Below are 12,562 nucleotides of genomic sequence, written 5' to 3'. Positions count from 1 at the left end.
CTCCTGGAGCTGAGCACCCGGGGCGATGCTGCCGGCGGGGCTCGATCACGCGGTCGAAGGGGAGGGCGGGGCGCGGCCGGCGTCAGGACGAGATGAACTCGTTCCAGCGGCGGGTGAGGTAGCGGTCCTCGTCCATCACCGAATTCCACACCGCGATGTTGCCCATGCGCTCCCAGAAGGCGCCGCCGTCGCGCACCTCGCCGGCCTTGATCGCGGGCTTGCCGTAGGGATCGGGCAGGTCGGTGGCCGCGGGCTTGCCGGCGTACCAGTAGTCCCACTCGGCCGGGGTGAGGTATTTGCGGGTGGTCTCCGGCTGGGCCGAGTAGTAGCCCTGGCGGGCGATGAAGGCGCCCTGGAAGCCGGAGGCATACCAGTTGGCGTATTCGATGGCGCAGTCGCGCTTCAGCCCGGTGAGGTGCTTCATCATGCCGAAGGTGTAGCCCCAGCCGCGGTAGCCCTCCTTCAGCGGCTGGAAGGTGCAGGGGATGCCGCGGGTGCGCACGGCGGAGACGGCGGGCGACCACATGGACTGGATCACCACCTCGCCCGAGGCCATCAGGTTCACCGACTGATCGAAGGTGGTCCAGAAGGAGCGGAACTGGCCGCTGCGCTTGATGTCCATCATCAGGCCGATCGTCTTGTCGATCTCGGCCTTGGTCATGTTGCCCTTGTTGCCGTAGGTCGCGGCGCCGCGCGCCTCGACCGCGAGGGCGACATCGATGATGCCGATCGTCGGCTGGTCCTGCAGCGCCGCCTTGCCCTTGAAGGCCGGGTCGAGCAGGTCGGCCCAGCTCGTCACTGGCCGCCCGACGAGATCGGGCCGGATGCCGAGGGTATCGGCATTGGTGACGGAGGGGATGCCGCTCAGCCACTTGCTCGGGCCGTCGGAGAAGGATTTGGCATCGGCGCCCGTGACGTAGATCACGCCATAGGGGGCGATGCCCTGCGTCGAGGCGCGTCGCCCGTCCGGATACTCGCCCTTGGTGAAGAGCGGGATGGTCTGGTCCCAGTACTTGATCTTCGAGAGCGGGATCGCCTGCAGCACGTTGCGGCCGACCAGGTACCGCAGGAAGGTGAGCGCCACATCCGCCACGTCGATCGCGCTCGATTGCGACAGGAAGCGGTTCAGCAGGTCGGCGCCCTCGACCGCCTGCATGCGGACGGTGAAGCCGAGATCCTTGCTCGCCTGCTCCGCGATCTGCCCGATCGCGGTCACTGGCGGCCCGGCATGCTGCAGCGTGATGTCCTTGATGTTCTGCGCCCAGATGGTCGGGAAGCCGGTGAGGGCACCCGATCCGGCGGCGGCGCCGGCCGCGCCGAGCGCGGCCTTGACCAGGGATCGGCGCATGGCGCCGGGGGGAGACTCATGCGGCATCGACGGGCTGCCTCCATCACGGCGGCGCGGGCGGTGGCCCGGGATCGGGTTCCGCACCGTTTTGCGATGCACAAAAGTGAATACCCTCTAGGCAAATTCGCAAAGTAACGTGATAGTGGTAATTATATTGGGCGAAATGCCTCTAGAGATGCTCAATAAATTGACAATAATTTAAGATATGCGTGGGGTGCGCCAGGGCCCGCCTCGATGGGCGCCGCACCGGGCAGGCGGGGACAGGGCGGCTTCCGCGCATGGCGAGAGACGCCCCCTTCGAACAGGTTCGGCCGCCGCCCAGGCATGGGCCGGGAGCGGACATGATTAGGGCGGATGCCTTGCGACATCCGCCCTGGTCGTCACGCCGCCTCAAGGACGGCGCGTTCTTGTAAGGCACGCCAGCCGTCTGCAGCGCCGTGGCGCTGCCGGAGAACCCTATTTGTCGTGATGCTCCACCGCGGGGCCCGGCGGGGCGGGGCCGGGATCATGCGGCGTCGAGGCCGGCGTCTGCTTGGGCTCATGGACGGCCGGCCCCACCGGAGCCGGGCCGGGCTCCGGCAGGGGGCCATGATCCGGCCGCGTGTTCGGCGGCTGTGCCGCGGGCCCGCCCGCGGCGAGGTTCTTCTGGCCGGATGCCGATGCCATGGGACGATCTCCTCCGTGTCTGGCTCTTCCCTCAACGCAGCAGATGCGACTCCGTCGAGTGACTTCAAGCAGGTTTTGGCGCCGTCGGTGTCAGACCGTGCCGGCGGCAGCGCCCTCGGCAAAACCCCGCAGGCGCGAGGCGATCACCTCGCCCACCGCGTCCAGCGCGGCGCGGCGCGGGAAGCTGGCGCGGCAGGCGATGCGGACCGTCCGGCCCACTCGCGCCGCTAGCGGCCGCAGCACGATGCCGGCATCCTGCGCCGCCCCCGCCGCCAGGGCCGGGATCAGCGTGGTGCCATAGCCCGCCGCCACCATGTTGAGCAGCGTCGAGAGGCTCGCCGCCCGCAGCGTGCTGCCAAGCGCGCCGCCGCGTCCGCATGCCGCCAGGGCCTGGTCGCGCAGGCAATGCCCCTCGGCCAGGATCAGGATGTCGCGCGCCAGGTCCGCCTCCGCCACCACCTCGCGCTGCGCCAGCGGGTGCTCCGGCGGCAGGGCGGCGAGGAAGGGCTCGGCGAAGAGCGGCTGGCTGACGAGATCCGGCCCGTCCACCTCGGTCGCCAGCAGGGCGGCATCCAGCTCATGCGCCCGCAACCGGTCGAGCAGCGCGGTCGTCTGATCCTCCCAGGGCTCGATCTCGAGCGCCGGCAGGGCCTCGCGCAATGGCGCGAAGACCAGCGGCAGCAGATAGGGCGCCAGCGTCGGGATGATGCCGAGGCGGAAGCGGCCGGCCAGCGGGTCGCGCAGGTTGCGGGCCAGGGTGAGCATGGCGTCGGTCTCTGCCACCGCGGCGCGGACATGCCCGAGCAGCCGCTCGCAGGCGGCGGTCGGCACCACGCGCTTGCTCGTCCGCTCGAACAGCGCCACGCCGAACAACTCCTCCAGCTTGCGGACCTGCACGGAGAGCGTGGGCTGGCTGATGCCGCAGGCCTCGGCGGCGCGGCCGAAATGCGCGTGCTCGGCCACGGCGAGGAGGTAGCGCAGGTCGCGCAGGTTCATCGGGTCAGCCCTGCTGTCATGATAGTTTGCATCTATCGCACCCATTCGGGACTGGGACTTTCTTTTATCCTCTGATTGCCGCTAGCGTCCTGCAAGGCCAAGCACATTGCGGCGTGATGGCCGGCGCCCCTGCCGCACCACGCCGTTCGCCGCCGGCTGGCGGCGCACAGACCTCGCGCCTGATCGCTGCCGGAACCCGTCGGGCCCTGCCCGCGGACCGAATTGCGGCGGGCGCCGTTGTTACGAAGGGAGAGGACGATGGACGGAAGTGGTGGTCAGCCCTCTGGCAAGTGCCCGTTCACGCAGGGTGGCCTGCCGAACACGATCCTCGGGGGCCGTTCGAACCGCGATTGGTGGCCGAACCAGCTCAACCTGAGGATCCTTCACCAGCATTCCTCCCTGTCCAATCCCATGGGCGAGGCCTTCAACTATTCCGAGGAGTTCAAGACGCTCGACCTGGAGGCCCTGCGCAAGGACCTCTTCGCGCTCATGACCGACTCGCAGGAGTGGTGGCCGGCCGATTTCGGCCATTATGGCCCGCTCTTCATCCGCATGGCCTGGCACAGCGCCGGCACCTATCGCATCGCCGATGGCCGCGGCGGCGCCTCCACCGGCACGCAGCGCTTCGCGCCGCTCAACAGCTGGCCGGACAACGGCAATCTCGACAAGGCGCGCCGGCTGCTCTGGCCGATCAAGCAGAAATACGGCGACAAGATCTCCTGGGCGGACCTCATGGTCTTTGCCGGCAACTGCGCCCTCGAATCCATGGGCTTCAAGACCTTCGGCTTCGGCGGCGGCCGCGCCGATGTGTGGGAGCCGGAGGAGGACATCTACTGGGGCGCCGAGGATGTCTGGCTGGGCGACAAGCGCTACACCGGCGACCGCCAGCTCGAGAATCCCCTCGGGGCCGTGCAGATGGGCCTCATCTACGTCAACCCGGAAGGGCCGAACGGCACGCCGGATCCTGCGGCGGCGGCGCGCGACATCCGCGAGACCTTCGCGCGCATGGCGATGAATGACGAGGAGACCGTCGCCCTCATCGCCGGCGGCCACACCTTCGGCAAGACCCATGGCGCCGGCGATGCGGCGCTGGTCGGGCGCGAGCCGGAATCCGCGGCCATCGAGGAACAGGGCCTCGGCTGGAAGAATGGCCACGGCACCGGGAAGGGCGCCGACGCCATCACCAGCGGCCTCGAGGTGATCTGGACCACGACGCCGACGCAGTGGAGCAACAACTTCTTCGACAACCTGTTCGGCTTTGAATGGGAGCTGACGAAGAGCCCGGCCGGCGCGCATCAATGGACGCCGAAGGGCGGCGCCGGCGCCGGCACCGTGCCGGATGCCTTCGACCCCAGCAAGCGCCACGCGCCGTCGATGCTGACCACCGACCTCGCGCTGCGCACCGATCCCAGCTACCTCGAGATCTCGAAGCGCTTCCACCAGAACCCCGACCAGTTCGCGGATGCCTTCGCGCGCGCCTGGTTCAAGCTGACGCATCGCGACATGGGGCCGCGCGTGCGCTATCTCGGCCCGGAGGTTCCGGCCGAGGAGCTGATCTGGCAGGACCCGATCCCGCCGGGTACCCATCCGCTGGTCGATGAGGCGGATATCGCGGCGCTGAAGGCGAAGATCCTCGCCTCCGGTCTCACCGTCCCGCAGCTCGTCGGCACCGCCTGGGCCTCGGCCTCGACCTTCCGCGGCTCCGACAAGCGCGGCGGCGCGAATGGCGCGCGCATCCGCCTCGCCCCGCAGAAGGACTGGGAGGTCAACCAGCCGGCGCAGCTCTCGACGGTGCTCTCGACACTCGAGGCCATCCAGAAGGAGTTCAACGCCGCGCAGGGCGGCGGCAAGCAGGTCTCGCTCGCCGACCTCATCGTGCTCGGCGGCTGCGCCGCGGTCGAGCAGGCGGCGAAGGCGGCCGGGCATGCGGTGACGGTGCCCTTCACGCCCGGCCGCACGGATGCCGCGGCCGAGCAGACCGATGCCGAGTCCTTCGCGCCGCTGGAGCCGGCCGCGGACGGGTTCCGCAACTACGAGAAGACCCCGTCCCTGGCGCCGACCGAGGAGCGGCTCGTCGACCGGGCTCAGCTTCTCACCCTGACCGCGCCGGAGATGACCGTGCTGGTCGGCGGCATGCGCGCACTGGACGCGAATACCGGCCAGTCGCAGCACGGCGTCTTCACCCAGCGGCCCGGGACGCTCACCAACGACTTCTTCGTCAACCTGCTCGACATGGGCACCGTCTGGCAGCCGACCTCCGAGGCGGGCCTCGTCTTCGAGGGACGTGACCGCAAGACCGGCGCGGTGAAGTGGACCGGCACGCGCGCCGATCTGGTGTTCGGGTCGAACTCGCAGCTCCGCGCCATCGCCGAGATCTATGGCAGCGCCGGCTCGGAGACGCGGTTCGTGCGCGACTTCGTCGCGGCCTGGACCAAGGTGATGAACCTGGACCGCTTCGACCTCGCCGCCTGACGGCGCTGAATGCCAGCGGGCGCGGCCGGCTCCGGCCGCGCCCGGCTGGCCGCCACCGGGCCCGCGGGATCTGGCGGGCACCGGCGATGCAGGGCGGGAAGTCTCGCATGCCGCAAGCAAGGGACGCCGCGATCCGGGAGGAGTTGCGCCGCGCCGGCCTGCCGGGCCAGGGGCCGCTGGCGCGGCTGCTCGCCTTGCTGCGCGCCGCGCCCGATACCCATCTCGGCCTGGGCGAGGTCATCCGCATGGCGGCCGGCACCGGCCTTGCCGCCTCGCCCCAGGACCTCGTCCGGCAACTCGAGACGCTCGTGGCCTGCGGGCTGCTCGGCCGGCTGCCCAGCACCGCGAGCGAGCCGGTCTTCGACACCGTGCCGGAGCCGCATTCGCATCTGGTCTACGAGGCGACGGCGCAGACCATCGATCTCGACGTCTCGCCCGAGACGCTGCTTGCCATCCTCCGCCAGGTGCTCGCCGAGCGGCCGGGGGATGTCGAGATCCTCATCCGCTTCCGCCGCGGCTCGGCACCGCCCTGACGGACCGGAGCCGCCTCGAGCATCCCGGACCGGCCGGCGAACCGGCCCAGGGCATCAGGCGTCGCGGCGGGTCCGCAGCACCACATAGCGATCGAGCGCCGCCAGATCCGGCACGGTGCCGAGGCCCGGCCCCTCCGGCAGCGCGACCCGGCCCTCGGTCACCCGCAGCACCGGATCGACCACCAGGCTCCGCAGCGGATTGGGATTGGCGTCCATCTCCAGCACCCCGGCGCCACGGATGGCGGCCAGCAGGTGCAGGGAGGCGAGCTGTCCGATGCCGCCGCCGAGGAAATGCGGGCAATAGCGCCGGCCCGAGGCCAGGATCGCCCGGGCCACCGGCAGGATGGCCGAGGCACCACCCCATTTGCAGCAATCCGGCTGCACCACCTCAAGATGGCATTGTGCCAGGGCCTGATGGAATTCCCGCGTGCCGCGGAGGTTCTCGCCCGCGGCCAGCGGTGCCGCGCTGGCGGCGGCGACCTGCGCCCATTCCCAGGCGGGGCGATCGGCAGCCAGCGGCTCCTCGATCCAGGCGAGCGGGAATTCGTCCAGCACCCGCACCATGCGCGCCGCGGTGCGCAGCTCCCAGCCCTGGTTGATGTCCACCATCACCTGCTCGCCGGCGCGGAGGCTGGCGAAGACCGGGCGCAGCGTGGCGAGGTCGCGCTGCTCGCCGAAGCCGATCTTGATCTTGAAGGCGCGGTGCCCGGCGGCCCGGGCCTGCTCGATCTGCGCCAGGGCCTGGGCATCCGGGTTGAGGCCGCTCGCATAGACCGGCACCGGGCCGCCCTCGGTGCCGCCGAACCAGCGCCAGAGCGGCAGACCGGCGCGGCGGGCGCCGAGATCGTGCAGCGCCAGGTCGGCACCGGCGAGCGCCGCCGCGAAGGCGCCCGGCTCACCCGCCTGCAACCCCCAGAGATGCAGCGCCCGGTCGCTCTCCGCCCAGAAGCTGGCGGGATCGGCGATGCTGCGGCCGAGCAGCCGCGGCGCGATGAAGGCATCGAAGAGCCGGGCGCGGTGCTCGGCGCCGAGGGTCGGAAAATTCGACCAGATCTCGCCCCAGCCGCTATGGCCCGCCGCATCCGTCAGGCGCAGGAACACCGCGACCCGCTCCGCCATCGCGCCGAAGGCGTTGACGACCGGCACGGCGATGGGCGCACGGCAAACGAAGGCTTCGGCGCGGATGATGGGGTCCGTCATGGTTCCTGTCTCGGTGAAGGTGATGGCCGAAGGGCGCGGCCCGGCATTCGCGGGCCGCGGCGCGCCGGCGTCAAGGCCGCCGCCCTTCTCGCGGCGCCGGCCCGCAGCGGCCGTGGAAGCCCGACGGCAGGGTTTGTAGGGTGTCTACACAACCGTCGCTGCCCGTTTGTCCTGTCGCGGCTTTGTGGGAAGAGGTCTCATGCCAACGGCATGAATGCGTCATTCATGCCGAGCGCCCGAACGGGCGCCGCGCCCAGTGGCGCGTAGCCAAGGTTTGCGGAGCAAACCGCCCGGCGACTGAGGGGCCGTTGATGGGGCACCAGCAACGGCCGTTCGTATCAGGCCGGCCTGAGCCGCCTGGCGACCATGCCGGGCAATGGCGGGAAGGCGAGGGCGATCGCCACCGCCCCGAGGCCGACGACGAGAGAGCTGAGATGCATCCCCGCATAGCCGCCGAACCGGTCGAAGATCCAGCCGCCGAGGGCCGGCCCCATCGCCATGCCGAGGCAGGAAACCATGGTCGCGGCGCCGAACACCGTGCCCATGATGCGAGGACCGAAATAGTCGCGCGCCAGCGCCGCATAGAGCGGCATCACCCCACCATAGGCGAGGCCGAAGACCGCCGCGACCGCGTAGAACTCGCCGAGGCTCCGCGCCGGGAGGAAGGCGGCGATCGCCAGGGCCTGCAGCAGCAGCCCGCCGATCAGCACCGGCTTGGCGCCATGCCGGTCGGCGAGCAGGCCGAGCAGCAGCCTGCCGCCGAGCCCCGCCAGCCCCTGCAGGCTGTAGACGCTGACGGCCGCCATGGAGGAAAGGCCGCAGACCATAGCGTAGCTCACGACATGGAAGATCGGCCCCGAATGGGCGAGGCAACAGGCGAAGAAGGTGGCCGCCAGCACCATGAATTGCCGGGTGCCGAGGGCCTGCCGTGCCGTGAGGCCCTGGCCGGGCGCCTGGGCGGTCGCGGCGGCCAGGGTCATCGCCGGCGGGCGGCGCAGCAGCAGCGCCGCCGGCAGCAGGATCGCCCAGGCGACGAGCCCGATCACCATCTGCGCGCTGCGCCAGTCCTGGCGCGAGAGCAGCCATTGCGCGAAGGGCGCGACGACGACGGGGGCCATGCCGAGCCCGGCCGAGACGAGGGAGACGGCGAGGGCGCGATGCCGGTCGAACCAGGCGCTGGCCGTCGCCATCATCGGCGCGAAGAAGGCGCCGACGGCCAGGCCGAGGAAGATGCCGTAGGTGAGCTGGAAGCCCAGCAGGCTCGTCGCCCGGCTGGCCAGCACGAGCCCGGCGCCGAGCAGCAGACCGCCGGCGATGCCGACGATGCGCGGGCCATGGCGGTCGCTGACCCAGCCCCAGCCGAAGGCGCCCACCCCCATGGCCAGGAAGGCGATGGTCATCGAGGCGGAGACGCCGACGCGCGACCAGCCGGTCGCGGTGGCGATGGGGTCGAGGAAGACGGCGAGGGAGAACATCGATCCCATGCCGATGCAGCCCATCAACGCCCCGACGGCGACGACGACCCACCCATAGTGTCGTTGCATGCGCGTTTTCCTCCCGCGGCCTCCATCCTCTCAGATCGGGGCCGGGAGGCAAATGGCGCTCCTGCATGGACGTTCGTTGTCCTGCCTGGGTATCATCCTCGCCAAGAACGGCCTCGTGCAGAGGCTTCGGGGTGCGAGGAAGCGATGGACGATTGCGATCAGGTCATGCGCGAGTTCGAACTCGCCATGGTGGCGCGGCGCGCGGCCGTGGCCTGGCTCGACGCCTTCGAGGCGGCTCTGGCAAGCGGCGAGGCCGGGCGGATCGCCCCCTTGTTCCATGCGGATTCCCATTGGCGGGACATCCTCGCCTTCACCTGGCATATGACCGCCGTCGCCGGCCGCGAGGGCATCGCGGCGCGCCTGGCGGCGGAGCAGGCGCGGGTGGCGGCGCGGGGCTTCTATCTGCCGCGGGGGCGGAAGCCGCCACGGCAGGTCAAGCGCCTCGGCATCGAGAGCATCGAGGCGATCTTCGAATTCGGCACGGCCGAGGGGCGCGGGGCCGGCATCATCCGCCTCTCCCCCGGATCCGATGGCGTGATGCGGGCCTGGCTGCTCTCGACCACGCTGGAATCGCTCACCGGCCACGAGGAGAAGATCGGCGACAACCGGCCGACCGGCGCCGCCTATTCACGGAATTTCGGCGGCGACAACTGGGCCGACATGCGTCGCAAGGCCAGCGCCTATGAGGACCGGGACCCGACGGTGCTGGTGATCGGCGCCGCCCAGGCGGGGCTCTCGATCGCCGCGCGGCTCAACCAGCTCGGCGTCGACACGCTCGTCGTCGAAAAATGGCCTCGCATCGGCGACAGTTGGCGCCGGCGCTACCACTCCCTGGCGCTGCATAATTCGATCCACCTGAATCACCTGCCCTACATGGAATTTCCGCCGACCTGGCCGAAATACATCCCGAAGGACATGTTGGGGAACTGGTTCGAGTTCTACGCCGACGCCATGGAGATCAACTGCTGGACGGAGACCGAGTTCGTCCGTGGCGAGTGGGACGCGGCGGCGAAGCGCTGGACCGCCTGGCTGCGGCGGTCCGATGGCAGCGAGCGCAGCCTCCGGCCGCGGCATCTCGTCTTCGCCAATGGCGTCAGCAGCTATCCGATGCTGCCCGATCTGCCCGGCCTTGCGGAGTTCCAGGGCGAGATCATCCATTCCGAGGGCTTCGACAGCGGTGCGGCCTGGCAGGGGAAGCGTGCGCTCATCCTCGGCACCGGCAGCAGCGCCAACGACATCGCGCTCGACCTGCACAGCCATGGCGTGCGGACGACGCTGATCCAGCGCGGCTCGACCACCGTCGTCTCCATCGATCCCAGCGCCCGGCTGAACGAGGCGATCTGGGACGAAGGCGGGCCGCTCGAGGATTGCGACCTGATCGTCGCCTCGGCGACGCCGCCGTTGATCCTCAAGGCCTACAAATCCGTCACGCAGCGCATGCTCGAGCTGGACCGGGAGATGATCGCCGGCCTCAAGCGCATCGGCTTCAAGCACGACGTGGGCGAGGACGAAGCCGGCCACCAGATGAAATACTTCCGGCGCGGCGGCGGCTACAACCTCGATGCCGGCAGCTCGGCGCTCATGATCCGCGGCGAGCTGGGATTGCTGCAATACGACCAGATCGAGCGCTTCACCGCGGAGGGTGCGCTGCTGAAGGACGGGTCGGTGGTGCCCGCCGATCTCATCGTGCTGGCGACCGGCTACTTTCCGCAGCAGGAGCTGGTGCGGCGGGCGCTGGGCGAGGAGATGCTGGCGCGGATCGGGCCGGTCTGGGGCCTCGGCGAGGACGGCGAGCTCAACAACATGTACAAGCGCACGCCGCAGGAGGGGGTGTGGTTCATCGCCGGCGGCCTGTCGCAATGCCGCATCAACTCGAAATACCTGGCCTTGCAGATCAAGGCGACGGAGCTGGGGAAGCTCGGCCCGCTCTGAGGGGCGGGCCGCTCGCCACGGGGGCTCGCCCTCCCGGTGCCGCTTGCGCTATGCCTGCCACATGACGCGCGATGCAGGGGACGGGCGCATGCGAGAGCTTCCTGGCCGCGCCCGCCGGGGGTGGACCCTGCCGGGCGCCTTCGCCGGCGCCCTGCTGGCGCTCGCCGCCAGCGCCCGCACCGCCGACCGCGACGTGCTCTGGACCATCGTCCATGACCGCTGCGTGCCGAACCAGCAACGCCAGCAGGACCCGGCGCCCTGTGACCTGGTCGCGCTCGGCCAGGGCGTCGAGCGGGGCCATGCCGTGCTGAAGGACATCCGCGGCGCGACGCAATTCCTCCTCATCCCGACCCGGCGGATCAGCGGCATCGAGAGCCCGGAGCTCCTCGAGCCGGATGCGCCGAACTACTTCGCCGCCGCCTGGGACGCGCGACGCTTCGTCGAGGCGCGCGCGGGCCGTGCCCTGCCGCGCGAGAGCCTCAGCCTGGCGATCAATTCGAGCCTCGCCCGCAGCCAGGATGAGCTGCACATCCATGTCGATTGCGTGCGGGCCGATATCCGCGACCGCCTGCGCGAGCAGGCCGCGGCCCTGACCGAGCACTGGGCCCCCCTGGCGGTGCCGCTGGCGGGGCAGCATTACCTGGCGATGCGGCTGCGCGGCGAGAGCCTGGCGCCGCGTGATCCCTTCCGGCTCCTGGCGGATGGCGTGCCGGATGCCCGACAGGAGATGGGCCGCTACACGCTCGTCGTCATCGGCACGGGCCGATCCGACGCCGAGGCCGGCTTCGTCCTCCTCGCCGCGCGGGCCGAGCCCGGCACCGGCCATGACGGCTGGGGCGAGGCGCTGCAGGACCATGCCTGCGCGTTGGCCCGGGACTGAGCGACGGCGTCGGCGGCCCTGGCCGGAAGGCGCGGCTACGAAGCCTCCGGCCAGGGAAAGCGGATGTTGCGGTTGCGCAGCCCGGCCAGGACCACGTCGATCCCGCCCGACTTCACCAGCCATTCCAGGCGATGGTCGCGATATTCCCGCTGCCGCAGCCCCTTGGCGTAGAGCTCGGCGGCATCGCCGCGGCGCTCCACGGATGCATCGAACTCGGCGAAGGTCGCAGCGACGGAGGGTCGTTCGCGCAGGCGCACATGCCAACGCGCCAGCGGGCTGTCGGGCCTCGGTCCCAGCCCGTAATGCACTGATCGGTTGACCATCGGGGCGGCCGCCGCATCGGCCCAGCCGAACCGCTCGCCGCCGAACCACGGCGCCTCGCCCAGCCGCGCCTCGAGCCAGGCTTGCAGCAGGCCCGTCTGCCGCGCCGCTTCCGCTTTCAGCCGCTCGGCCAGGGCACCGTCCGCGCGGCGGAACCACAGCACCTCGCCATAGCCCCAGTTCACCGCCTCGTACTGCGTGTCGCAGACATCCTCGGTGATGCGGGCGAAGGCGCGCGCGGCCGGATCCCGCGGCAGCAGGGGCGGATCGGGCCAGCGCTCCTCGATGTATTCGAGGATGATGGTGGAGTCGAAGAGACGCGCTGCGCCGTCGATCAGCACCGGCACTTCGGCGCGTGGATTGGCGGCGACGAAAGGCCCGTCCTTGCGCCCCGAGCCGAGGCCCTCGGGCACCTCCACCTCGAAGGGGAGGCCCTTCTCCCGCAGCGCAATCTTGACCTTCTGCGCATAGGAGGAGACCGGATGCTCATAGAGCTTCAGCATGACCAGCCCTTCGATCGAACCGGCTGTCCGGCCGAGGCCGGCAGCGCATCCGGAGCATGCCCGCCGCTTGTCCAGCCACCCGCATTAAATCGGCTTCAGGCCGGCGCGTCGTCCGGGCAATCCTGTAGATTGCGCCGGCCTTGACGCAATGCGACAGGAACAGGGGG

Annotated in this window: 9 protein-coding genes; 4 read left to right on the top strand and 5 right to left on the bottom strand. The window is 70.4% G+C overall.

The annotated features are described in order from the left end of the window. Nucleotides 1–82 precede the first annotated feature (82 nt). Complete coding sequence (locus DOO78_RS15960) at nt 83–1,348, bottom strand: ABC transporter substrate-binding protein (protein ID WP_207802931.1); 1,266 nt, start codon at nt 1,346–1,348, stop codon at nt 83–85. A gap of 756 nt (nt 1,349–2,104) precedes the next feature. Next, nucleotides 2,105–3,010 carry a LysR substrate-binding domain-containing protein gene (locus DOO78_RS15950; RefSeq protein WP_111470860.1) on the bottom strand — a complete coding sequence of 302 codons (906 nt, stop codon included), beginning with the start codon at nt 3,008–3,010 and terminating at the stop codon, nt 2,105–2,107. A gap of 258 nt (nt 3,011–3,268) precedes the next feature. Here DOO78_RS15950 and katG point away from each other — a divergent pair, with 258 nt between their 5' ends. Beyond that, entirely contained in the window at nt 3,269–5,482 is a 2,214-nt protein-coding gene (gene katG, locus DOO78_RS15945) for a catalase/peroxidase HPI (protein ID WP_111470859.1), read from the top strand. A gap of 107 nt (nt 5,483–5,589) precedes the next feature. Then, nucleotides 5,590–6,015 carry a Fur family transcriptional regulator gene (locus DOO78_RS15940; RefSeq protein ID WP_111470858.1) on the top strand — a complete coding sequence of 142 codons (426 nt, stop codon included), beginning with the start codon at nt 5,590–5,592 and terminating at the stop codon, nt 6,013–6,015. Nucleotides 6,016–6,069: 54 nt separating this feature from the next. Here DOO78_RS15940 and DOO78_RS15935 read toward each other — a convergent pair whose 3' ends face one another. Both DOO78_RS15935 and DOO78_RS15930 read right to left on the bottom strand, forming a co-directional pair. After that, the gene (locus tag DOO78_RS15935) at nt 6,070–7,215 is read right to left on the bottom strand and encodes a mandelate racemase/muconate lactonizing enzyme family protein (RefSeq protein WP_111470857.1); all 1,146 of its coding nucleotides are present in this window, start codon (nt 7,213–7,215) and stop codon (nt 6,070–6,072) included. Nucleotides 7,216–7,553: 338 nt separating this feature from the next. Then, nucleotides 7,554–8,759: an MFS transporter gene (locus tag DOO78_RS15930; RefSeq protein ID WP_111470856.1), complete on the bottom strand. Its 1,206-nt coding sequence runs from the start codon at nt 8,757–8,759 to the stop codon at nt 7,554–7,556. 144 nt (nt 8,760–8,903) lie between these two features. Between DOO78_RS15930 and DOO78_RS15925 the strand changes: the two genes are divergently transcribed. Both DOO78_RS15925 and DOO78_RS15920 read left to right on the top strand, forming a co-directional pair. After that, nucleotides 8,904–10,691: a flavin-containing monooxygenase gene (locus DOO78_RS15925; RefSeq protein ID WP_207802930.1), complete on the top strand. Its 1,788-nt coding sequence runs from the start codon at nt 8,904–8,906 to the stop codon at nt 10,689–10,691. Between the two features lie 88 nt (nt 10,692–10,779). Next, nucleotides 10,780–11,571 carry a CDP-diacylglycerol diphosphatase gene (locus DOO78_RS15920; protein WP_111470855.1) on the top strand — a complete coding sequence of 264 codons (792 nt, stop codon included), beginning with the start codon at nt 10,780–10,782 and terminating at the stop codon, nt 11,569–11,571. Between the two features lie 35 nt (nt 11,572–11,606). On the opposite strand, the gene DOO78_RS15915 is transcribed toward DOO78_RS15920, so the two are convergent. Then, the gene (locus DOO78_RS15915; protein WP_111470854.1) at nt 11,607–12,395 is read right to left on the bottom strand and encodes a glutathione S-transferase family protein; all 789 of its coding nucleotides are present in this window, start codon (nt 12,393–12,395) and stop codon (nt 11,607–11,609) included. Between the last annotated feature and the right edge of the window lie 167 nt (nt 12,396–12,562).

The organism is Roseicella frigidaeris, assembly GCF_003258945.1.
GTDB classification, from domain to species: domain Bacteria; phylum Pseudomonadota; class Alphaproteobacteria; order Acetobacterales; family Acetobacteraceae; genus Paracraurococcus; species Paracraurococcus frigidaeris.
Note: the sequence above shows the minus strand (reverse complement) of the source record. Positions and strands in the feature narration are given on the sequence as shown.

Bases quoted from the DNA above. Each gene is read 5' to 3' on its own strand.
- DOO78_RS15960 (WP_207802931.1), bottom strand. From the start codon at position 1,348: ATGCGCCGATCCCTGGTCAAGGCCGCGCTCGGCGCGGCCGGCGCCGCC.
- DOO78_RS15950 (WP_111470860.1), bottom strand. From the start codon at position 3,010: ATGAACCTGCGCGACCTGCGCTACCTCCTCGCCGTGGCCGAGCACGCG.
- katG (WP_111470859.1), top strand. From the start codon at position 3,269: ATGGACGGAAGTGGTGGTCAGCCCTCTGGCAAGTGCCCGTTCACGCAG.
- DOO78_RS15940 (WP_111470858.1), top strand. From the start codon at position 5,590: ATGCCGCAAGCAAGGGACGCCGCGATCCGGGAGGAGTTGCGCCGCGCC.
- DOO78_RS15935 (WP_111470857.1), bottom strand. From the start codon at position 7,215: ATGACGGACCCCATCATCCGCGCCGAAGCCTTCGTTTGCCGTGCGCCC.
- DOO78_RS15930 (WP_111470856.1), bottom strand. From the start codon at position 8,759: ATGCAACGACACTATGGGTGGGTCGTCGTCGCCGTCGGGGCGTTGATG.
- DOO78_RS15925 (WP_207802930.1), top strand. From the start codon at position 8,904: ATGGACGATTGCGATCAGGTCATGCGCGAGTTCGAACTCGCCATGGTG.
- DOO78_RS15920 (WP_111470855.1), top strand. From the start codon at position 10,780: ATGCGAGAGCTTCCTGGCCGCGCCCGCCGGGGGTGGACCCTGCCGGGC.
- DOO78_RS15915 (WP_111470854.1), bottom strand. From the start codon at position 12,395: ATGCTGAAGCTCTATGAGCATCCGGTCTCCTCCTATGCGCAGAAGGTC.